Here is a 23485-nt window from a genome sequence, read left to right as displayed (position 1 = left end):
TAGAAAGATGACGAGGGGTTAGCGCATGCTGATGTGGTTGGGCTTGATCATGCTCGTGCTGTTGATGCTCGGGTTTCCGATGATGGTGCCGCTGGCGGTGGGCACGCTCTACATGATGTTCACGGGCATGACCTTCTTCGGCCCGGATCAGGCCGTGAGCTGGATGATCAACGGGGTGGGCAGCTGGGTGCTCGCCGCAGTGCCGATGTTCATTTTTGCCGCGGATATTCTTACCAAGGGCCATACCGCCAATCGCCTGCTCGATCTGGTCGATGCCTTTACCCGCCATATGCGCGGCGGCCTGCCGATTACCACCGCCGCCTCCTGTGCGCTGTTCGGCGCCGTATCCGGCTCCACTCAGGCCACTGTGGTGGCCATGGGCGGACCCATGCGCCCGCGTCTGCTGGCCAAGGGCTACCCCGACAAGTTCGCCCTGGCACTGATCATCAACGCCTCGGACATCGCCCTGCTGATCCCGCCCTCGATCGGTTTCATCGTCTACGGCGTGGTCATGAAGACCTCGATCGGCGACCTCTTCCTTGCCGGCATCCTGCCCGGCCTTTTGATTCTGGGCATGTTCGCCGTCTACTGCTATATCGGCGCCGTCGTTCAGGGCATTCCGGCCGAACCCAAGGCGAGCTGGGGCGAACGCTTCACCGCGCTGCGCAAGACCATTCTGCCCCTGGGCTTTCCGGTACTCGTCGTGGGCGGTATCTACGGCGGTTATTTCAGCGCCGTTGAAGCCTCGGCTGTGGCCGTCGCCTACGCGCTGATACTTGAAGTCATCATCTATCGCCAGGTTTCGATCCGCGATCTCGGGCCGCTGGCGCTGTCGACGGGCATGATCACGGCCGTGGTGTTCATCCTGGTGGCCGTGGGCGCAGCCTTTTCGCAGACGCTGGGCACCGCCGGCGTACCCGAACAGCTGCTCGGCCCGGCGATCGATGCCATCGGCGACAATCAGATACTCGCCCTGCTGCTGATCGCGGCCGCTTTCTTCGTCGGCTGCATGTTCGTCGATCCGATCGTGGTCATCCTGATTCTGGTGCCGATCTTCAAGCCGCTGGTGCAGTCCGCCGGGCTCGACCCGGTCCATGTCGGCGTGATCGTCACCCTCCAGGCCGCGATCGGCTCCGCCACGCCGCCCTTCGGCTGCGACATCTTCACCGCCATCGCGGTATTCCGCCGGCCCTATATGGACGTGATTCGCGGCACACCGCCGTTCATCGCCATCCTCATGCTGGCCACCTTCATTCTGATCCTGTTCCCGCAGATTTCGCTTTTCCTGCCGTCGATCGGGGGGCAGTAGCGAAACAGGCGCGCAGAACCACGCCGATTCAGGCCCATGGCCAAGATAGACGCGCAGAAGTCGGCGAGACACGGCCCATGCACACCAATCGCGCCCCGTGACGGGGCGCTTTTATGGTGCAGGTAGAGCCTTGCGATGAGCGTACTTCGCACCGCACGCCAAGACGATCTGAACGCGCTCATCCAATGGATCGGCTCGCCGCAGCAGTGTCTGTATTGGGCCGGCCCACGGGTGTCGTATCCGATAGACAAGGCGCAGCTGGCCGAACAGATCGAATGGGATCGTGCCGATGCGTTCTGCCTGGTCGGCACGCAAGAACTGCTGGGCTTCGGCCAGGTGATGCCGAAACCACGAAACCGTCTACATTTCGCCCGGCTGATCGTCAGTCCGTCGCATCGCTGCCAGGGTTACGGACTCGAACTCGTGAACGCGCTACTCCGCTGGGCTCTGGCCCGGCAGCCGAAATCCATTTCCTTGAACGTATTCCGCGATAACGCGGCAGCGATTGCGGTGTATCGGCGACTCGGGTTCACCGAGGCCGGTCCAGTAAAGGGCTATCCCCGGTCCGCGGCCCTGCATATGCGCTACAAACGGTGAGTTCTTCGGGCTCGCGCACGTCCAACCGGCGCCCGTCGCTACGACGCGTTCGTCAAGAAAACGGCGCCGCGTTCAAGAACCGCTCGCCCTCCCCCGGACATGAAAAGACCCGGGCAGCGGACTGCCCGGGTCTTCATTACGACGCCCGATCAGGTCGACCGGGCAGGCAGCGAAGCCTTACTGGCTGGCGCTATCGCCCTTGGTCTCATCGATGGCCTTGAGCAACGCATCGAGGGCGGCCTGGCCGCGTTCACCCACGTCGTTGACGTAGGTTTCGCGAACCGGCTTGGCCTTCTCCTCGAACTTGGCGCGCTCGTCGTCGTTGAGTTCGATGATCTGGATATCGCCCTTCTCCTTGATGGTATCCAGACGCTCCTTGTTGAACTGGCTCTGGATATCATGGCCGACCTGCACCAGCTCCTGGGTGGTCTGCTCGACCATCTTCTGCTGGTCTTCGGACAGGCTGTCCCACCAGTCGAGGTTACCGATCATGTTGCCGACGAACTGCGACTGGTTGGCGAAGATCATGTAGTCCTGAACTTCGTAGAAGCCCATTTCCTCATGCGCGAACACCGGCTGGATATTCGCGTCCGCCTGGCCCTGCTGCAGGGCGCTGTAGAGCTCGCCGTAGGCAATGGTGATCGGCGCCGCGCCGTAGGCACGATAGGTCGCACGCAGCAGGCTGTTGTCCATTACGCGGATATGCAGATTGTTCATATCCTCGGGGCTGCGGATCTCCTTGTTGGCGGTCCAGACCTGATAGCCCTCGGGCAGCTCCGCCAGCGGTACCAGGCCACGCTTGCGAAACGACTGCTGCCAGGCATCGCTTTTCAGGAAGGTATCCGAGTTGAGCGCCTTGGCGGTGGCAAGCTCGTCTTCCGGCATCACGAAGTTCAGGCTCATGAGCTGGCTTTCCGGCACGGTGCCGCCGAGAAAGCCCGAGCCGAAACCGATCTGAATCGCGCCGTTCTGGATCGCGTCATAGAGCGCAGAATAGCTCGAACCCCACTTGCCGTACGGCAGCAGCTGGACGGTGATCTCACCGTCGCTCTTCTCCTCGATGCGATCCTTGAATTCCTTGGCATATTCGTACTGGACGCTGCCCTCGATCTCTTCGAGGCCGAAGCGCCAGGTTTCGGCGTTTGCCGAGCCCGCAACCGTGACGAGTCCGAACGCGATGGCCAAACCGATGGCTTTGAGCCGCATAAATCCCCCTTCGTGGATTCTGAATAGAGTCGTTTCACTAAATGGTAAAGGCCGGTTCGTGTCAAGCCGCAGGCCTGCGCGAACCGGTCTTTCGATCGCCGCAACGAACCGGTCATATCGGTCTTGCAGCGTAGCAAGCAAGGCATGCAAAAGCTTTGCCGAACAGGCATGACAACCTGCGATGCAGCGCATTGCGGTGGTATGGTTGTCGATCGATGACGGGGACTTCAGCGCCCGTTCATCGTTACCCTGTTTGCGCACTCCGGGCGATGCCATCGCATCGTCCGCACGCGCTGACACTGGCCGTACTGGGAGTATCGCTACATGTCCGTTATCCATCCCATCGTCGCGGTGACGGGGTCATCCGGTGCCGGCACCTCGACCGCCCGTATTGCCTTCGAGCACATCTTCCACCGCCTGCACGTGCGCGCGGCCTATATCGACGGCGATGCCTTTCATGCCTACAGCCGACGCGAGATGGCCAAGGCGGTCCGGCGGGCCACCATTCGCGGCGAAAATTTCAGTCATTTCGGTCCGGGCGCGAACCGGCTCGATCGTCTACAGAAACTGTTTGCCGAGTATGGCGATCGCGGCACCGGCGAAACACGGCGCTATCTGCACGACGAAATCGAGGCCGCAGAGTTCGGCCTCGAACCGGGCACGTTCACCGAGTGGGGCCCGATCGATGCCGATACCGAACTGCTGCTCTACGAAGGCCTGCACGGCGGCGTGGTCACCGACCAGGTAGACGTGGCACAGCATGTGGATCTGATGGTGGGCGTAGTACCCACCATCAACCTGGAATGGATCCAGAAGATCCGTCGCGATATCGACGTCCGCGGCTATGCGCCGGAAGACGTCGCCAAGGTGATCCTGCGGCGCATGCCCGATTATGTGCGCTATATCACGCCCCAGTTCACCCGCACCGACGTCAATTTCCAGCGCGTACCGCTGGTGGATACCTCCAACCCGTTCGTGGCTCGCGACGTACCCAACGACGACGAATCCATGGTGGTGATCCGGTTTCGCGATCCGGCGCACTGGGCGGTTGATTTTCCCTATCTGCTGACCATGATCCATGGATCGTTCATGTCGCGCCCGAATACCGTGGTGGTACCCGGCACCAAAATGCGCATGGCCATCGAAATCATCATCGGGCCGATCATCCGGCGCCTGCTCGAACAGCGCGAAGCCGCGCTGTCACGCTGAGCGCACCAGACACGTCAATAAAGAAGACCTTCATGCAATACCGCAAACTCGGCCGCAGCGATATCGACGTCAGCCGTATCGCCCTGGGCACCATGACCTTCGGCGAACAGAACACCGAGGACGAAGCCCACCGCCAGATCGACTACGCCCTCGATCAGGGCGTGAACTTCATCGATGCTGCAGAGATGTACCCCGTGCCGCCCAAGGCCGACACCCAGGGCCGTACCGAGGAGTACATCGGCTCCTGGCTCGCCGCCTCCGGCCGGCGCGACGACGTGGTGCTGGCCAGCAAGGTCACCGGGCGCTCCAAGATGGACTACCTGCGCGACGGCTTCGAAACGCGCCTGACGCCAAAACAGATTCGTAGCGCCCTGGAAGCCAGCCTTGATCGGCTGCATACGGATTATCTGGATCTGTATCAGGTCCACTGGCCGGATCGCTCCACCAACACCTTCGGCAAGCGCGGTTATACCCATGCCGAAGACGACGACGCCGTACCCATCGAGGACACGCTGGGCGAACTCGGACGTCTGGTCGAGGAAGGCAAGATTCGCTGCGTCGGCCTGTCCAATGAAACGCCGTGGGGTCTGATGCGCTATCTGCGCGCGGCCGAAAACGAAAACCTGCCGCGCGTGGTGTCCATCCAGAACCCCTACTCGCTGCTCAACCGCACCTTCGAGATCGGCCTGGCCGAATGCGCCGAGCGCGAGGACGTCCGCCTGTTGGCCTATTCACCGCTGGCCTTCGGCATGCTCACCGGCAAGTATCTCGACGGCGCCGCGCCGGAAGGCGCGCGCCTGACGCGCTGGGAGCGTTTCTCGCGCTATACCAACGCCCGCGGCAAGCAGGCCACCGCCGACTATGTGGCGCTGGCCCAGAAGCACGGCGTGGACCCCGCCCAGATGGCGCTGGCCTATGTGAACAGCCGCAGCTTTCTGACCTCGAACATCATCGGGGCAACCACCATGCAACAGCTGGAAACCAATATCGCCAGTGCCGATATCGAGCTTTCGGACGAACTCGTTCAGGCGATCGAGGCGATCCACGCCGACAACCCCAACCCCTGCCCGTAGCCCACGGCGCGGTGGCGTGACGAACCGCGGGCGTAAGCAGCGCCTGCGGTTTGTTAACTCCGCATCTGCCAGGCGGCTCCTTCCATGGCTTTACGGCCGTAGGCCGTGGCGCGCGTACTTTCGCACAGGCGCGTTCGCAGCCCGCAAAAATCGCCTATCGAATTATCGATTCCTGGGGCGGGTCAATAACGTATGGCCGTTGGCGACATAGCGGTAGTACTCGATACCCACATCGCTAAAGCCCGGCTCGTCACGCTCGCCGATCGCATCGACCACGAATTCGTCGTGGGCCGGCACCGGATCGAGTGCGGCCACGCGGCCGTCGTGCAGGGCCACATACTGATCCTGATCGAGATCCAGCGGGTCGCCCAGCGCATCCATGAAGTTGATCCGCTCGGCCGCGCTGCGCCAGTCGTCGGCCACGCGCATCGGCAAGGCCTCGGCGGCATCGCCGCTGCCATAGCCCAGCGCCAGCCAACGCTGGCCGTCGAGATTCACGTTTTCGCGTAGTGCCTGCACGAAACCGGCCGCCAGCCAGGCCGGCAGCGCCGCGGTATAGAGATTGCCCAGATCGCGCATCATCTCGCTGCCCAGCGACAGCTTGGCAGCCACCAGCTGCTGCCAGAATTCGCTGCCGCGCAGGCTACGCAGCAGCAGCGAGGCCAGGGGAAAGGCATCGTCTCCGCTCAGCCCGGCCTGTACGCGCTCGCGCATGTCCGGGGCCGCACCGCCGATCTCGGCCAGCACGGCCTCGTAGTCCATATTGGCCTGAACGCAGTATTCGCGCAGCTCGGCGCGCGCGGTTTCATCGCCTTCGGCCAAGGCGAACAGATAGGCCATGGCCCAGCCTGCGGCGGGCATCTTGTGATACGGCCGGTGCATGAACACCGCATCCACGCCGCGAAAATAGTCGGGCCCGCGCTCGCTCTGACGGGCGAGCAGCGCGTTCATGGCATGACGGGTGGCATCGATATAGCAGCTGGTCGAATAGCGGCCGTTGAACACGGGCAAATCCTGCATCTGCCCGTCGATCCGGCTGGGCTGACCACGAAAACGCGCGAACGGCTTGCGGAAATCCACCATGCGATAGTCCGAGGCACTGCCCGCGCCGGCCAGATCCACATGCAGCAGCCGCGGCTCGGCTTCGAGCAGCAGGGCCACGGCACCCGCGCCCTGGGTGGGTTCGCCGCTGCTGCCACGCTCGTATTCGGCGATATCCGAACAGATCACGATCGCCTTGCGCGTGACCCCGTCGGTGGCCAGATAGCGCAGCGCGCCCTTCATCGCATACACGCCGCCCAGGCAGGCATGCTTGTATTCCGGCACCTCGCATTCGCGCGACATGGCCGGCATCCGGTGTGCCGCCAGCGCGTCGTCGAGCATGCCCTTGACGATGACCGAGCCGGCGGAATTATCGCTGGAAGATTCCGTGCCGAGCGCCAGATAGCCGATATCGCGCGGGTCGATATCGTAGGCCTGGATCAGCCGCCAGGCGGCGTTTGCCGCCAGCGTATACACACTCTGTTCCGGGCCGCGCATACGAAAACTGCGCCCGACGACGTTGCGGATCTTGTCCCAGGGCTGGTCGTTCCATTCGCACCAGTCGGCGAGCTGTACACGATAGGGCGGCAGATAAAGCGCCAGTCCACTGATTCCAGGCATCGCGGTCTCTTGTCTTCGCGGGCATGCCGAATGACGGCAGGCTGATTTGAATGGCCGTATGCTAGCAAATGCTGCGCTATGTATTACGCAGTGCGCCTGCGCTGCCACAGCGCTTTCGCGTATCCTTTCGGCCTCGTTCCGACCGGCCCTGGGCTCATCGCATGAGTGCCGCACCGCTTTCGCCTGCCACCGCCCGCGCGCACAGCAATATCGCCCTGATCAAGTATTGGGGCAAACGCGACGCTGCGCTCAACCTGCCGGCCGTGGGTTCGATTTCGATCACCCTCGACGCGCTGTATACCGATACCCGCGTGGGCTTTCATGCCGGCATCGATCGCGACAGCGTGGATATCGGCGGGCGCAAGGTCGACGCCGCCCCGTTCACCCGTTTTCTCGACCTGATCCGCGCACGCGCCGGGATCGAGCATCGCGCACGGGTGGAATCCTGGAACAACTTCCCGACCGGCGCAGGCCTGGCGTCGTCGGCCTCGGGCTATGCCGCGCTGGCCCTGGCGGCCTGTCGCGCAGCCGGCCTCGACACGAATGCGCGCGAGCTGTCCATGCTCGCCCGCCAGGGCTCGGGTTCGGCCGCGCGCTCGATTTTCGGCGGCCTGGTGGAAATGCACCGCGGCGAAAGCGCGAGCGGCGAAGACGCCTACGCTGAACCCCTGCTTGGCCCTGCCGACTGGCCGCTGGGCGTGGTCGTGGCCATTACCGATCGCAACGCCAAGCGGGTGAATTCCACCGCCGGCATGACCGGGCTTGCCGAACGCTCTGACTATTACGATGCCTGGGTCGCCCGCGCGCCCCGGGACCTGGCCGACATGCGCAACGCCATCGCCGCCCGGGATTTCGAAACCGTGGGTGCACTCACCGAGATGAGCTGTCTCAAACTGCACGGTCTCATGCTGTCGACCCGCCCCGGCCTGCTCTACTGGAATGCCGCGACCGTGGCTGCGATGCACGCCGTTCGAGAGCTGCGCGAAGCCGGCACACCGGTTTATTTCACGATCGACGCCGGCCCCCAGGTCAAGGCGATCTGTGCGCCCGAACATACCGGCGAGGTGGCCCGCGTAGTCGCCAACGTGCCGGGCGTGCTCGATACCCGGGTCAGCGGCCTGGGGCCGGACGCCCACCTGCTCGACTGAACGTGGTCGTTCAAGCCAGCGCCCCCGGCAAGCTGTTCCTGATCGGCGAGTATGCGGTGCTCGACGGCGCGCCGGCCCTGCTGAGCGCGGTCGACCGGCGCGTACACGTTAGCTGCGAACCCGCGCCGGATGGACGCTGGCGGCTGACGGCCGCCAATCTCGGCATTGATGTCCTCGATCTGGGCGCCGATCTGGACATCCCGGCCGGCCTCGACGCCGAAACGCGCCGCAAGATCGCCGTCTTCGAGGCCGTACGCGCACACAGTGCGCAGGCGCTTGGCGCGCGTCTGACAGCACAGCACGTGACGATCGACAGTCAGGACTTCGCCCAGGACGGCCACAAGCTCGGGCTGGGCTCGAGTGCTGCCGTGGCCGCCGCACTCACCGCGGCGCTATCGCAGGCCAGCGGTGAAACGCTGGATCGGGCGGCGCTTTCGACGCGTGCGATCGCGGCCCATCGCACGGCCCAGAACGGCCGCGGCAGCGGCGGCGATGTCGCCACGGCCGTCTACGGCGGGCTGATCAGCTATACCCGCGACCAGACCCCGATACCGCTGACCTGGCCGGCCGATCTGGCGGCATACGCTCTGGTCACGGGCACCGGCGCGAGCACGCCGGATCTGGTGGCTCGCGTGGCCGACTACGGCGCCCGGGCCCCGGAAGCACACCGCCGCCATATCGCACAGCTGCACGCGTTGGCGGATCGGGTCATCGACAGCCTGGCCCATACGCGCGCCTTTATCGCCCTCGCAGCCGACTATTTTGCTGCGCTTTGTCGGCTCGATGCCGCCGCGAATGCAGGCATCGTCACAGCGCAGCATTTTCATCTGGCAGAACTCGCCGCGCCCCACGGCGGCACGTTCAAGAGCTCGGGCGCGGGTGGCGGCGATGTAGGCCTGGTATTCACGCATCGCGGCGACGACGAAAAACGCCTGCACGCCGCCCTCGAACGGGCCGGCGCACGCTTTGTAGACCTCGCTTTCGGCGCCCCCGGCCTGCGCTGCGAAACACGGCAATCGCCGGGCTGACACGCGGGTACGATAAACTGCGCCCCTGATTCCCTCGCGCGAACCCGGCTGCGGCCGCGTTCTGCCCCGTCATACACGCCTGCAATCGCGATGAGCCATTCCCGGATCCCCTCGTTCTACAAGTTCTCCGTGGCCAACCGGCTGCGCGTTCTGCTCGAGCGCGAGGTGATCGACGAACGCGAGTACGAAATGCTCGTGGCCGGCACCCACCTGATGAATGCCGATCAGGCCGATCGGCTCATCGAGAACGTCATCAGCGTGTTCGGACTGCCCATGGGGCTGGGCCTGAATTTCCAGATCAACGGACGCGACTATCTGGTGCCGATGGTGGTCGAAGAGCCCTCGATCATCGCGGCGGTAAGCTCCGCGGCCAAGATCGTGCGCGGCGCGGGCGGCTTCGAAAGCCATGCCGAGCGCCCGCTGTTGATTGGCCAGATTCAGGTCGTGGACGTGCCGCATGCCGCCCACGCCCGCCAGGCGCTGCTGCAGAACGCCCAGGAAATTCTCGATCTGGCCAACAGCCTGCACCCGAACATGGTCGCCCGCGGCGGCGGCGCCCGCGAAATCGAGGTGCATACCCACGGCACGACGGCCGCGCACGGCGAAATGCTGGTGGTGCATCTGCTGGTGGATACCCGCGACGCCATGGGCGCGAACCTGGTCAACACCATGTGCGAAGGCGCCGCACCGCTGGTGGAAAAGATTTCCGGCGGGCGCGTGTTCCTGCGCATCCTGTCCAATCTCACCGATCGCGCGCTGGTGCGCTCGAAGGCGGTCATTCCCACCGACCGCCTGGCCGCGGGCGATTATTCGGGGGAGGAAGTACGCGACGGCATCATCCTGGCCAACGAATTCGCGGAAATGGACCCCTACCGGGCCACCACCCACAACAAGGGCATCATGAACGGCATCGATGCCGTGGCGATCGCCACCGGCAACGACTGGCGCGCCATCGAGGCCGCGGCCCATGCCTATGCCGCCCGCACCGGGCGCTACAGTTCCCTGACCCGCTGGTATGCCAACGCCGAGGGCGACCTGGTGGGCGAGCTCGATATTCCGCTCAAGATCGGCACCGTGGGCGGCCAGGTCGAATCCAACCAGGCGGTACGCATCGCCCATCGCGTGCTGGGTATCAAATCGGCCGCGGAGCTGGCGCAGGTCATGGGCGCGGTAGGCCTGGCGCAGAACTTTGCCGCCATCAAGGCGCTCTCGACCCACGGCATCCAGCGCGGCCATATGACGCTGCATGCCCGCAGCGTGGCCATGGCCGCCGGTGCGGATGCCGCGATCTTCGACGATGTGGTCGACCGGCTGGTCGCGGCCGGCGATATCAAGGTCTGGAAGGCACGCGAGATCATCGCCGAGCTCGAAGACACAGCCCAGGCCAAGGACGCTGGCCCCAGCGCCCAGCAGCAGGTGATCGAGCATGCGGACACCGCGGGCGATATCGGCTACGGCAAGATCATCCTGCTCGGCGAGCACTCGGTGGTCTATGGTCGGCATGCCATCGCCGCCCCCATTCCGCTGCACGTACGGGCGGAGGTCACTGCCCAGGATCGACATATCGACCTGATCATTCCGCGCTGGGGCGTGGAAATGCGTCTGGCCGAACCGGAGCGCGGTGTCAGTTCGCTGCATGCCTCGATCACGCTCATCGCCGAACGGCTGGGCGTGGCCGAACGCGGCATGCGTATCGACGTGTTCCCGCATATTCCGCGTGCCAACGGGCTGGGCGCCTCGGCCGCGCTGGCGGTGGCGGTGATCCGGGCCATGGCGCGCTGTTTCGATATCCAGATCAGCGAGCGCGAGATTTCCAATCTCGCCTTCGACTGCGAAAAGATCGCCCACGGCACGCCGTCCGGCATCGACAACACGCTGGCCACCTTTGGCCAGCCGATTCTGTTTCGTCGCGAAAACGCGAACAGCCGTGCCGAAATCCGCGATCTGACCACGCCGCGGCCCATCCCGGTGATCATCGGTCTGTCGGGTGTGGCCACGCTCACCATGCAGACGGTGGGCAGCGTACGTGCGGCCTGGCAGAAAAACCCCGAACGCTACGAGGCGATCTTCTCGCAGATCGATGCGCTGGCCCTGGCCGGCGCCGAGGCCATGCGCGCCGGCGATCTCGCCGAGCTGGGCGAGCTGATGAATATCGACCACGGCCTGCTCAACGCGCTGCAGGTATCCTCGCGCGAAATCGAGGAACTGGTGCAGATCGCGCGCGACAACGGCGCCCTGGGCGCCAAGCTCACCGGCGGCGGGGGCGGCGGCGCGATGATCGCGATCAGCGAGCCCGAGCGTACGCAGGCGATTGCATCCGCCATGCGCAGCGCCGGCTACAACACATTCATTACCGAAATTCGTTAAGCCGTCATGTCCGACCCTTCTTCCGCCGCCCCGATCGTGTCCTTCGACGACGAGCCGCTCATTCTCGTCGACAGCGAAGACAACGTGCTCGGCTACAAGCCCAAGGCCGAGGCCCATGAAGGCGACGGCGTGCTGCATCGCGCCTTTTCGATCTTTCTGTTCGACGGCGCCGGGCGGGTCTGGCTGCAACAGCGCGCGCCGGGCAAGCAGCTCTGGGGCGGCTACTGGGCCAACAGCTGCTGTAGCCACCCGCGCCGCGGCGAAACCGTCGACGATGCGGCCAGCCGCCGCCTGCACGAAGAGCTCGGCGTGAACGCCGACCTCACCTTTCTGTATCGCTTCGAGTATCACGCGAGGTTCGGCGATGTGGGCGCCGAACACGAGCTGTGCTCGGTCTACGTCGCCCAGTCCGATACGCCCGTGGCTGCCAACACCAACGAAATCGCGGCCAGTCAGGCGGTTTCACCGCAGACACTGGATCGCGAACTGGTCGACAACCCCTCGCTCTACACGCCCTGGCTCAAACTCGAATGGCCGCGTATTCGCGCCGAGCACTGGGATACGGTCCAAGCCCTGCTGGCAAACTGAACGCCGCGCGCTGAACCGTGGCCGGTCAACGCGAATGAATCGTCGCGCCAAACCTTGCGGGAGACGATTTTGAGCAGCAACGCGGCGATGGGCATTCGTTTTTAAAAGACCCTAGACGCGTGGCCCGCCCGCCAGCCGCCGTTCCAACCCACCGAACAACGCTTTCGGCGTATCGCGCGGCACCAGCGCCGCCGTTTCCGGCCCGGAAAACCCCATGCCCGGCGAGACGCCGACCACGCGCCACTCGCCCTCGTCGCGCGCTACCGTGTAGCGCGTGACCCGGCGCATGCCGTCTGGGTCGATGAGCGCCACTTCCACCTGGCGCGTATCGTCGCCAAGCGGTCGCAAACCGCATATATCGAAGCGCTGGCCCGCATAGTGATCGTAGGTATGTGCGTAGCGGGCAATCAACGTTTTGCGAACCCGTGCCGTATAGGCCTGGCGTTCATCGCCATTCATCTGTGCCCAGCGATCGCCGAGCCGGCGCTGCGCAATCCGTCGAATATCGAAATCCTGATCGACGCGCTCGGCGAGCTTGTCGTAGCGAGCCTCGAAGCTCAGCTGCTGGCCCTTCTTCATGGTGGTCAGCAACAGGCTGTCGAAGCGCTCGACCACGGCCTGGGCCGGCTCGCGCGCAGCCGCGCTCCATACCCCCAGACATACGACAACGACGAACGTCACCACGATACAGGTCACGGTCTGTTGCAAAGAGTCGCTATGAATGCCCATGTTCGGCTCCCGGCAATACAATCGATGGATAGTGACAACCGCAAATCAGACCACCGCCACGCGCCCACAGTTCGCCGACCGCAGGCGCTGTCATCGAATCTTCATGCCGCTGGCGGTAACGAATGGGCGGGCGGTATTTGACCGGCCTGCGCTTTAGTGGCTAGCTAGCGCGCCATTGCCTTCTCTCGCGCCGGGCGAACCGGCTTGTCTGCCCCATGGCCCACGACGCCTCTTCCGATATCCCTGCCCGTATCGAAGCCGCCCTCGAACGCGCCCTGCCGGCTGCAGCGACCGAGCCGGCCCGGCTGCACGAGGCCATGCGCTATGCGGTACTCGGCGGCGGCAAGCGCATCCGCCCGCGGCTGGTCCATGCCACCGGCCAGACCCTGGGCGTGGCCGCCGAGCAACTGGATGCGCCGGCCACGGCAGTGGAACTCATCCATGCCTATTCGCTCGTCCACGACGATCTGCCGGCCATGGACGACGATGCCCTGCGCCGCGGCGCGCCCACCGTGCATATCGCCTACGACGAAGCCACCGCCATACTTGCCGGCGATGCCCTGCAGAGTCTGGCCTTCGAGATACTGGCCGCGGATACGAGCGTGGCCGAACGGCCGGCGATCGGGGCCGCACGCACGCATACGCTCGCCCTGGCCTGCGGCTCGCGCGGCATGGTGGGCGGCCAGGTGCTGGATATGGCCAGCGAAGGCCAGACCATCGACCAGGCCACGCTCGAGCGCCTGCATCGTCACAAGACAGGCGCCCTGCTGCGCGCCTGCGTACGTCTGGCCGCGGATACCCAGCCGTCGCTGGCCTCCGATCGCCGCGAGGCGCTGGATCACTTTGCCGAGCATATCGGCCTCGCGTTTCAGGTACGCGACGACGTACTCGATATCGAATCCGATACGCAGACGCTGGGCAAGACCCAGGGTGCGGATATCGCCCATGCCAAGGCCACATACCCGGCCCTGCTCGGTCTGGACGCGGCCCGCGACTACGCCAACCGCCTGTACGAGCAGGCGCTCGCGGCGCTGGCGCCATTCGGCGACGATGCCGACCCGCTACGGGCGATCGCCGCGGAGATCGTCAAGCGCGACCACTAGCGGCGCGTGCCAACCGGCTCAGGCGCCCACAACTAAAACGCGCTCTTCGTCGACGATCATCGCCTGGGTGTTGCTCAAGGGCCGAAGCGCTAGAGTTGCGTCATAGGTAGCCATGATCTGTTCGGCGGCCTCGGCAAACGGGATGTTGCCGTAATGCGGAACCGGAAAGAAATCGATCAGCCCCAGCCCGGTAAAAGACTCCAGATCGGGGGCCGCCGTGGGGTCGTCCATAAACCGCGCGTATTCGATATGCGGTGCGACGACCATCGCCCCCGCTGATTCACCCAGGTACGGCGTGCCCGACTCGACTTCCCGAACCAGCGCCTGGTCGGCACCCGTGCTGCGCAGCTCCTGGAGTAGATAGAACGTATTACCGCCGCTGACATAAATATAGTCGTTGTCTTCCAACATGCGGCGCGTTTGTGCCCTCGTGGCCGTGGAAATATCCAGCGTGTCGACCACAAGCCCCTGGCGCTGTAACGCCTGTCTGCCCTGCTCGACGTAGAAATTCACGCTTTCGACCACGCTGGCCGTGGCAATAAAGGTTACTCGTTTGCCCGCACAGTCACCGCCGACGAACCTTGCGAACTCGTCTTCGACCTGCGCAAACGACGACGACAGAAAAAGTGTTTTCATCTGGTTTTGCACCCTGGATCCTTTCAAAGCGTCCGCGCAGCGCGGCTTGAGGTGATATCAGGACTCATCGGACCGCAGGGCGGCCGTGCGTAGCCGAAGCACCCAGCGGCCGAGCGCGGGCGCACCCGCCACGACGCCGAACGCCAGTACGCAGCGCAGGGCCACGGTCGCCACCTGCAGCCATTGGCCCCGCGCCAGAGACGCTGCACCGGCGCGGCGCTCTATGACCAGCGCCTGGATGCAGTACCAGACAAGCTGCGGCAGGCCGTGGATCAATACGACCACGCCGGCCACGCCGAAAGCGATCGCCGCGACCGACTCGGCATTCAGGCCGCTCGTGTCGACAGGCTCGCTACCAGCGCGACTCATGAAATTTGCAAGCCAGGGGGCGCCGAGCCACATCAAAGCCGCCAGGATGAGCGGTGCGACCAGTTGCAGCATCACGCTCAGCTGCAGCAGCGACGCGTCTTCGACCGGATCGCTAGCCCATGCGTACGGCACACTCTGGACCGCCACCAGAAGACCGCGCGCGACCAGGTAGAAAGCGATCAGCCGGATGCCGATGATCGCCAGATCGCGCGTGGCCATCGTCTAGTTGGACCAGCTGGCGGTGTAACGCAGCGTCTTGTCGCCGTTGGCAGGCACATCGATCTGCCACTGGGCGGTATTGGCAGGCGCCTTGTCCATGGTTTCGGGCTCGGCCGATTCGACGGTCGCGCCCTGCGGCAGATGTTCGATGACGTTGACCGTGGCCGTATCCGCGCTGGCGTTATGCAGCTTGATTTCGATGGTACGACGCTGCTCGTTCTCGCCGGTGTTTTTCTCGCCTGTCTTGCGATCCTCGACCAGACGACGCTCGCTGGTCAGATCGAAAGCTGTGCCGAGCGTGAGCGTGACCGGTGCCTTTTTCGGCGTGTCGTCGATGCGATCCTCGCCCATCAGCTGCGCGCTGCCCGCGCTGTCGTAGACCCGCACCGCGCCGGCGGGCAGCGGCACGTCTGCCGTGTTGTCGAACGCCAGCCGGATCTGGGCGTGGCTGCGCTGGCCGTCGCGGCCCACCGAATAGAGGCTGTTCTCGAAACGATAGCTGCGCTCGGCCTCGAACGTCTGCGGCGCCATGATCGACACCGCCCGCATGCCGCCGGCGGGAACGTCGAGGCCGTTGTCGAGGGCATAGCGATAGGTATCGCCGCTGGCCTCGGGCGCGCCCGCATCGCTTTGCTTGGCTTCGGAGCGGGCCATCATCATCGGGGCCGGCGCATTGCCGTGGGTGCGTGCCACGTCGCCGGCGACCAGCCAGGCCTTGTCGGCGGCCAGACGCGCCCCGCCGCTGTTGTCGATCACGGCCATGCTGGCGAGTTCGAGCTGGCCAGCCCTGGCATCGAAATGCCCGGTATAGCTGGCCTGCCAGCTGGGGCCGTCGATCTGGTAGGTGGCGGTCAGCGCCTGCTTGCCGGCCTTGCCGGCCTCGATATCCAGCTGCAGCGCGTTACCGTCGTCCGTATCCGCCGGCCAAGCGATCCGCCAGGGTGAAGCATCGGTCAGGCGTTCGATACGGTCGTCTACGCGGACCAACAGCGTATCGCCGTCCACACCCACGAGCGTGGCTTCGCGCGAGCGTGCATCGCCGGCGTCGTTGTCGCGCAGCAGCGTGATCGGCTGGCCGACCCGTGCGGCCAGGCGAGCCGAGCCGCTGTCGTCGCCCGCGGGGGCACTGAGGCCGGTCAGGCGTACGCCCTCGCCGTCGAGCCAGACGGTATCGGCGCGCAGGCGTCCGGACAGGGGCCAGCCGATGGTCTGGCGGCCGGCATCCAGCTCGATCTCGCGCGTGGTCTGGATCACGGCCGCGCCGCGGTTGTACAGCGCCATGGCATCGACACGATCCGTGTCGGTCGGGGTGTCGGTCGGGGCGGCGGTCGGGGCGGCGGCCCAGACGGCCAGCGGTACCAGGGTGGCCGGCACGATCACGGCCAGCATTCCAAACCAGTGCTGCGAATTTTTCATGACGATGTCGATTCCTGTTGCTTGTGCGCCGGGGTCTCGTGCCGATGGATATAGAACAGACCTATCGACAGCAAGATCGCCGGAATACCGGCCAGCGCGGTATAGCTGAAAAACGGCATATAACCGAAGTTGTCGACCACCCAACCCGAATAGCCGCCGATATATTTGCCGGGCAGGGTCATCAGCGACGAAAACAACGCGTACTGGGTAGCGGTGTATTGAGTGTTGGTCAGGCTGGATAAATAGGCGATGAACGCAGAGCCGGCCATGCCGCCCGAAAGGTTGTCTGCCGACACGGTCAACGCCAGCGACAGCAGTCCCGGATTACCCGGCTGCCAGGGCATGTTCAACGAAGGCGTCCACAAAAAAGCTGCGATATCGGGGCGCGTGGCCATATCCATCAGCCCGGTGTTGAACAGCAGCATGGTCTGCGCGTCGGCGCCCTGCGAAGCCAGCCAGGCAAAGGCCAGATTGGTCGAGGCGGCGAGAATGGCGCTGGCCAGCAGCGGCCGGAGAATGCCGTAGCGCACGATCAGCACCCCGCCCAGCGCCGCGCCGCCCAGCGTCATGGCGATCCCGAACAGCTTGGTCACGCTCGCGATTTCGTTGAGCGAATAGTGCATGTCCAGATAGAAGGGATTGGCCATCACGCCGAGGGTGATATCGGTCACCCGGAACAGGCTCACGAACAGCAGAATGACCAGCGCGGGCAAGCCATAACGGGCAAAGAAATCCACCAGCGGACAGACCACCGCGCCCAGCACCCAGCCGTAGGCCCCGCGCAGTTTTTGTGGCAGAAAACCACAGCGCTCGAGATGCGCCTGTACCCAGGGTTCTTCCGGCAGCAGCGAGGCACGGGCCGAGGCTTCCGGCTCGGCCACCAGCAATACCGTGACCATGCCCACACCCACGAGGCCGGCCATCACCAGATAGGTGAACGGCCATGTCGTGCCGGAGGCGATATAGAACGCCCCCGCGCCGGCGGTGAGCAGGGCGATGCGATAGCCTGCCTGATAGGTCGCCGCCATCGCGCCCTGAATGCTTTCATCCACGGCTTCGATACGCCAGGCGTCGATGGCCACGTCCTGGGTGGCCGAGGAAAACGCCACCAGCAACCCGAACCAGGCGAGCGCGGCAAGATTCTCGGTCGGGTCGGTCAACGCCATGGCGACCAACCCCACGATCAGCCCGATCTGGGCCAGCAGCATCCAGGCCCGTCGTCGGCCCAGCAGCCGGCCCAGCACCGGCAAGGGGAACCGATCGACCACCGGCGCCCAGAAGAACTTGATCGAGTACATCATCCCGATCCACGAGAAGAACCCGATCGTGGTCTTGGATACACCCTCTTGGGCCAGCCAGGCCGAGAGCGTTGAGAACACCAGCAGAAACGGCAGTCCCGACGAGAAGCCGAGGAACAGCATGCCGACGACCCGCGGCTTGAGATAGACCTCGAGGGCCGCCCGCCAGTCGCGCTTGGGCGGGGTATTCGTGTCGGCGGCGCTAGAACTGGACATCGTAATCGATCGTCAGCGGTGCATGATCGGACAGCCGTTCGGCGCGATAGACCGATTCGGCGGTCGCCTTCTTCGCCAGCCCCGGCGTAGCCACGTGGTAGTCGATACGCCAGCCCACGTTGTTATCCCAGGCCCGCCCGCGCTGCGACCACCAGGTGAACTGATCTTCGTTGGGGTTGATCTCGCGAAAGACGTCGACCAGCCCCATTTCGCCGAACAGCCGGTCCATCCATTCCCGTTCGTGCGGCAGAAAGCCGGAGTTCTTCTTGTTGTTCTTCCAGTTCTTCAGGTCGATTTCCTTGTGCGCGATGTTCAGATCGCCGCAGACCAGATAATCGCCGGGCGCGGCCGCGCGGGCGGCCAGCAGCTGCGGAAAATGCATCAGATAGCGCTCCTTGGAGTCCTGGCGATGATCGCCCGAGGAACCGGAGGGGGCATACAGGCTGGCGATGTTCAGATCGCCCTCGGGCATCGCAAAACGCGCTTCGATATAGCGGCCCTCCGCGTCGAACTCGTCGTGGCCCATGCCGCGAATGATTTCGTCGGGCTCACGCTTGGAATAGATGGCCACGCCGGAGTAGCCCTTGCGACTGGTCGCCTCTTCGTAGAAGCAGTGATAGCCGGCCGGCCAGAACGCTTCCACGCCCTCGAGCTGGTGTTGCTGGGCCTTGAGCTCCTGGATACAGACCACGTCCGGGTCCTGGGTGGCCATCCACTCGAAGAACCCCTTGCGCTGCGCGGCTCGAATACCGTTGGCGTTGAAGGACATGACCCGCATCGACGATTTCCTTGTTTGACTCTTACAACTTCACGAACAGGCGCTTGCATGCCGGGATCGGTTCGCGAACCGGTCGCCGGGGCTGCGCGCAGGGCTTATCATACGTACTTGCCAAGCCTGCACGATCCGACCACGCCGGGAATCGCCCATGCCTGCCCAGCCGACCGACCACAGCCAGGACTTTCTGGCCCTTGCCGATCGCTACGACGCGCTCAAGTTCGGCGAGTTCAAACTCAAGTCCGGCCGGGTGAGCCCCTATTTCTTCAACATGGGCGCGATCGCCTCCGGCGCGGGCATGCAGCGCCTGGCGGCCGGCTATGCGGCCGCGCTTGCCCAGTCGGACATCGAATACGACAGCCTGTTCGGCCCGGCCTACAAAGGTATTCCGCTGGTGGCCACCGTTGCCTGTGCGCTGGCGGAACACGGTCTGGATATTCCGTTCACCTACAACCGCAAGGAAGCCAAGGACCACGGCGAAGGCGGCACCCTGGTCGGCGCGCCGTTGGGCAGGCGGGTGGTAATCGTCGACGACGTGATTACTGCCGGCACGGCGGTGCGCGAAGCGATCGCGCTGATTCGCGCAGCCGGCAGCGAAGTCGCCGGCGTGCTCATTGCCCTCGATCGCCAGGAACGCGGCGCCGATACGCGCTCGCCGCTGCAGGCACTGGCCGCCGACGAAGGCATTCCCACCGTGGCCGTGGCCACCCTCGACGACGTGATCGGCTATGCCGAGCGCGCCGGGCTGGACGAGGCTCGCCTGGCCGCGATCAAGCGCTACCGCGACGAATACGGCGTGGTGTGAGCGAGATCGCCACGAGCACCGCCCCCAACAACGGCCTCGACCGGCCCACACGCTATGCGTTGATCGCGCTCGCCCTGCTGCAGGCGCTCGCCCTCTACGCCCTGGCGCGCATCAGCGACACGGGCTTCGATCTTCGCTGGCTCTACGGCGGCTGTGCGGTGGCCGGCCTGTTGCCCCTGCTGTTCTATCTCGGCTGCAACCGTCTCTACGACGGGCGCAACCTGGTCGCTGCCGCACTACTCGGCCCGCTGCTGTTCGGGCTCGGCTGGCATCTGGGCTGGCTGTACGGCCCGGCCTCTGCCGGCAGCAATCCGCCCGACGACTTCATTTTCAGCTTCGCGCTGAGCATGGGCCTGGCGGTGTTCGTGCTCGCCAGCTATCTGCGCGCCTGGTCGGCCCACGGGCGACCGGTCTTTCGCTATCCGGAACTGTTGCTGTACACGCACGAGCAGCTGTTCGTCATGGTCCTGGTCGTCGTGTTTTCCGGCATTGCCTGGGCGCTGCTTGTGCTCCGGGCCGCACTGTTCGACGCGATCGGCATTCGCCTGTTCTCCTGGTTGTTCCAGCAGCCGCTTTTCCTTTGGCTGGGCCATGGGCTGATCGCCGGTATCGCCCTGGCGGTCATCCGTAGCCAGCCGCGGCTGATCGACACCTTGAGCGGTATGACCCGCGCCCTGCTGCGGGTGCTGCTGGTACCGGTGGCCGCCGCGATTCTGCTGTTCGTGCTGGCTCTACCCTGGGTTGGTCTGCAACCGATATGGGCCACCGGCCAGGCCGCATCGCTGATGATGGCGCTCAGTCTCGTGCTGCTGGGCCTGTTCGCCGTGGCCTTCCTCCCCGAGCCGAAAGACAGCGGCTACCCTTGGCCGCTACGCGCGCTGATCTGGCTCACTGTTGTGCTGTTGCCGATCAACGTGGCACTGGCCGGCTGGGCGCTCGGGCTGCGGATCGACCAGCACGGGCTGAGCGTCGATCGGCTCTGGGCGGGCATATCGCTGCTACTGATCGCTGCCTATGCGCTTGGCTATGCAGTGGTCATCCTCTGCTCGCCGGCAAAGGCCAGCGCGCGGCTGCAGCGACTCAACGTCGTGCTGGGGCTGGTGGTGGCCGGCACGCTCATTCTGGTCAATACGCCCATGGGCGACCTGCGCGCGCTGAGCGCGCATGATCAAGCCAGGCGGTTGCTCGAGTCCCGCACTGCACCGGAGCGCTTCGACTACGCCTACCTGCGCCACGAACTCGGCCCCTATGGCATGGCCGAGTTGAAGCGCCTGCGCGACAGCGATTTTGCCGCAGAGCATCCCTTGGCTGCCCAACGTATTGCTGGCGTTCTGAAAAACTCGACGGCTGCAGCCCCCGGCCCAGCGCTCGACGCCCACGACCCCGAGGCCGTCGCTGCTGCGTTCGATATCGTGCCGAACGATGTTCGCGTGCCGGCACAGGTCGTGAAGCTGGCCGTGCAGGCACGCCCGCGCTGCCTGCGTTCGCCGGAGCACTGCCGGCTGGTGCGGGCAGCGCATCCGCAAATGACCTTCTGGTGGGTGATCTCGCGCAGCGGGGGCAATAATCGCTACGGCACCGCTTTTGCCGAGGTCGACGGCCGTTGGCAGCGCATCGGTTCGGTCGTATCGCGCGGCTGTCGCGATGAGGGGGCATCGCAAGACAACGACCCCACCGCCCCTCACGCCCTAAGCGGCCCCTTCGTCGCATTTTCCGACGAGCAATGTGTATACGTCATCGATCCAAGCGCCAATTTTCTGACACAAATCGTCGCACTGCGCTAATTTTGCGCTTTGCAACATATTTCTAACCCTCGATTCTTACGGATTAACCCTGGGTTGCAGGCCGACGGCCGAGCCATTGCGGCGCCTGGGTTTGGCCGGTTTTTTTTTCGTCGGTTCGACACCGCCTTCATGCCGTTAAGAAGATGATTTGCAAATTGCACATAAAAATAAATTTAAATCAATACCCAATTGGGCCGATAACAAAACTGCAACAATCTATCGGCTCCTCCAATGCTCAACCGTCTGACTATCGGCTCGCGTCTCGCCGTCGCCTTCGGGCTTTTGACGCTGCTTCTGATCATCGATACCGCCGTGGCGACCTACGGGCTAAGACACGTGTCCGCCACGGCGGACCGCGCCATTCAGGTCGATACCCAGGTCGCCCTGAACGCGGTCAAGCTTCAGAACCAGGCACTGGATGCCAGGCGCTACGAGAAGGACGTATTGATCAGCATCGACGACCCCCAGGAACGTGCGGAGTTCAAGCAGAAGTGGGACGACAACTACGCCGCACTGGCCGAGTCCGTGCGCCGTGGTGCGCAAACCGCCGAAAGCGACACACAACGCGCGCTCTATCAGCAGGCAGCCACGCTGCTCGGCACCTATGGCGACGGCTTCAACCGGATCTATGACCGCATCCGGAATGGCGAGCTCGTATCGACCAACGCCGCCGACGCTGCTCTGAAAGAGTACAAGGCGCCCATTAACCAGTTCGAGGAGATCGCGCACGATATCGACATCGAGGCCGAAGCCCATATGGCTGAAATGGTCGAGGTCATGGAAGCCCAGCAACGCCAGGCGCTGGTCGCACTGTTGGCGTTCGCCGCGGTCTGTGTCGTGCTCGCGGTCATACTCTCCTGGCTGATTACGCGCAGTATCACCCGTCCGGTGCGTTATGCGGTCGGCGTGGTCGAAGACGTCGCCGGCGGCAATCTGCGCCGCGATATTTCGGTGGACGGCCGCGACGAAATTGCCCAGCTGCTCACCGCGATGAGCAAGCAGCGTCAGACGCTGGCCGCGCTGGTTCTCACCCTGCGCCAGCTCAGCGAAAGCGTTTATACCGGCGCCCGTGAAATCGCCCTGGGCAACGATGAGCTGAGTACGCGCACCCAGGAGCAGGCAGCCAACCTGGAAGAAACCGCGGCGTCGATGGAACAGATGACGTCAACGGTCAAGCAGAACGCCGACAACTCGGCACAGGCCGATCAGCTCGCCCGTCAGGTGCGCAGCCGCGCCGGCGAAGGCTCGGACGTGGTTCAGAGCGCGGTCGAAGCGATGGACGAAATCAGTGCGTCGAGCCAGCGTATCAGCGAGATCGTGGGCCTGATCGACGGGATCGCCTTCCAGACCAACCTGCTGGCGCTGAATGCCTCGGTCGAAGCAGCGCGCGCTGGTGAGCAGGGTCGCGGTTTCGCCGTGGTGGCCGCCGAGGTACGCAATCTGGCCAGCCGTAGTGCGGCCGCCGCCAAGGACATCAAGTCTCTGGTCGAAGACAGCGCGAACAAGGTGGCCGACGGCTCCAAGCAGGTCGCCCTGTCCGGCACGGTGCTCAGCGAGATCGTCGAGTCGATCAACAAGGTCGGCGATCTGATCTCCGAAATCGCGGCCGCCGGCAACGAACAGGCCCACGGCATCGATCAGGTCAATATCGCGGTATCGCAGATGGATACCATGACCCAGCAGAATGCGTCGCTGGTCGAGGAGTCGGCTGCAGCGAGTCTGTCGCTGGAAGAACAGGCGGCCAACCTCGACAAGCAGATCGCATTCTTCCAACTGCCCGATCAGGCCACGACTGCGCCGGCGCCTGATGCGGCGGCCGAAAAAACGCCGTCGGCGAAATCAAGCGCCCCGAGCAAAGCCCCCGTTGCGACCAAGCTGAAGCCAAGCGCTGCCAAGTCGGAGCCGAAGATCGATGAGGACGCCGACTGGGCCAGTTTCTAGGCCCGGT

General features: G+C 64.4%; 20 protein-coding genes. 12 read left to right on the top strand and 8 right to left on the bottom strand.

Annotation, left to right across the window (positions count from 1 at the left end; translation table 11 throughout):
* Positions 1-25: 25 nt before the first annotated feature.
* Entirely contained in the window at positions 26-1309 is a 1284-nt protein-coding gene (locus CMN27_RS02030; protein WP_293623736.1) for a TRAP transporter large permease, read from the top strand.
* Positions 1310-1444: 135 nt separating this feature from the next.
* Positions 1445-1906: a GNAT family N-acetyltransferase gene (locus CMN27_RS02025; RefSeq protein ID WP_293623735.1), complete on the top strand. Its 462-nt coding sequence runs from the start codon at positions 1445-1447 to the stop codon at positions 1904-1906.
* 177 nt (positions 1907-2083) lie between these two features.
* On the opposite strand, the gene dctP is transcribed toward CMN27_RS02025, so the two are convergent.
* Positions 2084-3112: a TRAP transporter substrate-binding protein DctP gene (gene dctP / locus CMN27_RS02020; RefSeq protein ID WP_293623734.1), complete on the bottom strand. Its 1029-nt coding sequence runs from the start codon at positions 3110-3112 to the stop codon at positions 2084-2086.
* A gap of 324 nt (positions 3113-3436) precedes the next feature.
* On the opposite strand from dctP, the gene CMN27_RS02015 reads away from it, so the two are divergent.
* Positions 3437-4321 carry a phosphoribulokinase gene (locus CMN27_RS02015; protein WP_293623733.1) on the top strand — a complete coding sequence of 295 codons (885 nt, stop codon included), beginning with the start codon at positions 3437-3439 and terminating at the stop codon, positions 4319-4321.
* Positions 4322-4353: 32 nt separating this feature from the next.
* A complete protein-coding gene (locus CMN27_RS02010) occupies positions 4354-5394 on the top strand; it encodes an NADP(H)-dependent aldo-keto reductase (protein WP_293623732.1) in 1041 nt (346 codons plus the stop codon).
* 162 nt (positions 5395-5556) lie between these two features.
* Here CMN27_RS02010 and CMN27_RS02005 read toward each other — a convergent pair whose 3' ends face one another.
* Positions 5557-7056 carry a hydroxymethylglutaryl-CoA synthase gene (locus tag CMN27_RS02005; RefSeq protein ID WP_293623731.1) on the bottom strand — a complete coding sequence of 500 codons (1500 nt, stop codon included), beginning with the start codon at positions 7054-7056 and terminating at the stop codon, positions 5557-5559.
* Positions 7057-7217: 161 nt separating this feature from the next.
* On the opposite strand from CMN27_RS02005, the gene mvaD reads away from it, so the two are divergent.
* The 4 genes from mvaD (at position 7218) to idi (ending at position 12187) form a co-directional block, all read left to right on the top strand.
* Positions 7218-8204, top strand: coding sequence for a diphosphomevalonate decarboxylase (gene mvaD, locus CMN27_RS02000; protein ID WP_293623730.1), 987 nt, complete (start codon positions 7218-7220; stop codon positions 8202-8204).
* Positions 8205-8206: 2 nt separating this feature from the next.
* Complete coding sequence (locus CMN27_RS01995) at positions 8207-9232, top strand: hypothetical protein (protein WP_293623729.1); 1026 nt, start codon at positions 8207-8209, stop codon at positions 9230-9232.
* A 90-nt stretch (positions 9233-9322) separates the two neighbouring features.
* Complete coding sequence (locus CMN27_RS01990; protein ID WP_293623728.1) at positions 9323-11599, top strand: hydroxymethylglutaryl-CoA reductase, degradative; 2277 nt, start codon at positions 9323-9325, stop codon at positions 11597-11599.
* A gap of 6 nt (positions 11600-11605) precedes the next feature.
* Positions 11606-12187, top strand: coding sequence for an isopentenyl-diphosphate Delta-isomerase (gene idi, locus CMN27_RS01985; RefSeq protein ID WP_293623727.1), 582 nt, complete (start codon positions 11606-11608; stop codon positions 12185-12187).
* Positions 12188-12298: 111 nt separating this feature from the next.
* Here the strand turns inward: idi and CMN27_RS01980 are convergent, their stop codons facing one another.
* Positions 12299-12916 carry an ABC transporter substrate-binding protein gene (locus CMN27_RS01980; protein ID WP_293623726.1) on the bottom strand — a complete coding sequence of 206 codons (618 nt, stop codon included), beginning with the start codon at positions 12914-12916 and terminating at the stop codon, positions 12299-12301.
* Positions 12917-13131: 215 nt separating this feature from the next.
* Between CMN27_RS01980 and CMN27_RS01975 the strand changes: the two genes are divergently transcribed.
* The gene (locus CMN27_RS01975) at positions 13132-14019 is read left to right on the top strand and encodes a farnesyl diphosphate synthase (protein WP_293623725.1); all 888 of its coding nucleotides are present in this window, start codon (positions 13132-13134) and stop codon (positions 14017-14019) included.
* A gap of 18 nt (positions 14020-14037) precedes the next feature.
* Here the strand turns inward: CMN27_RS01975 and CMN27_RS01970 are convergent, their stop codons facing one another.
* From CMN27_RS01970 to CMN27_RS01950, 5 genes are read right to left on the bottom strand one after another with little or no spacing between them, the layout of a single operon-like run.
* Positions 14038-14655 carry a Type 1 glutamine amidotransferase-like domain-containing protein gene (locus CMN27_RS01970; protein WP_293623724.1) on the bottom strand — a complete coding sequence of 206 codons (618 nt, stop codon included), beginning with the start codon at positions 14653-14655 and terminating at the stop codon, positions 14038-14040.
* Positions 14656-14712: 57 nt separating this feature from the next.
* The gene (locus CMN27_RS01965) at positions 14713-15243 is read right to left on the bottom strand and encodes a hypothetical protein (protein ID WP_293623723.1); all 531 of its coding nucleotides are present in this window, start codon (positions 15241-15243) and stop codon (positions 14713-14715) included.
* A gap of 3 nt (positions 15244-15246) precedes the next feature.
* Complete coding sequence (locus CMN27_RS01960; RefSeq protein WP_293623722.1) at positions 15247-16659, bottom strand: DUF4139 domain-containing protein; 1413 nt, start codon at positions 16657-16659, stop codon at positions 15247-15249.
* Complete coding sequence (locus CMN27_RS01955) at positions 16656-18173, bottom strand: AmpG family muropeptide MFS transporter (protein WP_293623721.1); 1518 nt, start codon at positions 18171-18173, stop codon at positions 16656-16658. The genes CMN27_RS01960 and CMN27_RS01955 overlap by 4 nt, the downstream gene beginning before the upstream one ends.
* Positions 18160-18951 carry an exodeoxyribonuclease III gene (locus CMN27_RS01950; protein WP_293623720.1) on the bottom strand — a complete coding sequence of 264 codons (792 nt, stop codon included), beginning with the start codon at positions 18949-18951 and terminating at the stop codon, positions 18160-18162. Before CMN27_RS01950 ends, CMN27_RS01955 begins: the two co-directional genes overlap by 14 nt.
* Positions 18952-19099: 148 nt before the next feature.
* Here CMN27_RS01950 and pyrE point away from each other — a divergent pair, with 148 nt between their 5' ends.
* From pyrE to CMN27_RS01935, 3 genes are all read left to right on the top strand, one after another.
* Positions 19100-19753 (top strand): orotate phosphoribosyltransferase, encoded by a 654-nt coding sequence (gene pyrE / locus CMN27_RS01945; RefSeq protein WP_293623719.1) that lies wholly within the window; start codon positions 19100-19102, stop codon positions 19751-19753.
* A complete protein-coding gene (locus CMN27_RS01940; protein WP_293623718.1) occupies positions 19750-21537 on the top strand; it encodes a DUF4153 domain-containing protein in 1788 nt (595 codons plus the stop codon). The genes pyrE and CMN27_RS01940 overlap by 4 nt, the downstream gene beginning before the upstream one ends.
* 231 nt (positions 21538-21768) lie before the next feature.
* Positions 21769-23478, top strand: coding sequence for a methyl-accepting chemotaxis protein (locus CMN27_RS01935; RefSeq protein WP_293623717.1), 1710 nt, complete (start codon positions 21769-21771; stop codon positions 23476-23478).
* Positions 23479-23485 lie beyond the last annotated feature (7 nt).

Origin of the sequence: Salinisphaera sp. (assembly GCF_002729955.1) — a bacterium.
Taxonomy (GTDB): domain Bacteria; phylum Pseudomonadota; class Gammaproteobacteria; order Nevskiales; family Salinisphaeraceae; genus Salinisphaera.
The sequence above is the reverse complement of the archived record's forward strand: the minus strand, read 5'-3'. Positions and strand labels throughout refer to the sequence as shown.